The sequence below is a fragment of the Streptococcus pseudopneumoniae genome, from assembly GCF_038148935.1.
GTDB classification, from domain to species: Bacteria; Bacillota; Bacilli; order Lactobacillales; family Streptococcaceae; genus Streptococcus; species Streptococcus pseudopneumoniae_U.
In genome coordinates, this window is the sequence record NZ_JBBJZX010000209.1 from 1 (window position 1) to 555 (window position 555).

Annotated in this window: 1 pseudogene; it reads right to left on the reverse strand. The window is 38.9% G+C overall.

Annotation, left to right across the window (positions count from 1 at the left end):
- Positions 1-270: 270 nt before the first annotated feature.
- Positions 271-555 (reverse strand): annotated as a pseudogene (locus WKI42_RS10645) (Rpn family recombination-promoting nuclease/putative transposase); the annotation flags it as partial.

The following is a 555-nucleotide window of genomic DNA, read 5'->3' on the forward strand; positions in this document are numbered from 1 at the left end:
CTAAAGATTTTCTTAGCAACCAAGTCATTGGTTGGGCTAATGCCCGGATGTCTGAGAATCATCCTTTTCCTCCTTCTATTATAGCACATTTTTTAATCTAATTTACTAGATTCGATGCTTCTATCTATTTATTCGGAAAAGAGAGTGAAAAGTTCAAACTTTCCTGAAAATAACAATATCTTAGATAAAAAAGATAGCCAAACTCTTTACATCAAGAAATTTAGCTATCTTTTTAGTTTGTTTTAAGACTGCATAACGCTTACAGATTTCTCACTTATGTTCTTCCAGCAGTGCCTCAAACTCAGATACTGACATACCTAATTGCTGGCTGGCAACCTCTGAAGTCAGAAGACCTTGACGGACCATATCTAGGAAGGCAAAAAGTTTTCCACGTTCAAGTCCTTGTTCTAAACCTTTTTCGATGCCTTGTTCAATCCCCTCTGCACGACCACGTTCAAGTCCTTGTTCAACCCCCTCAGCCCTAGCTGTTTCCAAGGCATAGTCCTGTGCTAACAAGGCTTGTTCTTCGCGCATACGTAGTTGACTAAACATTTT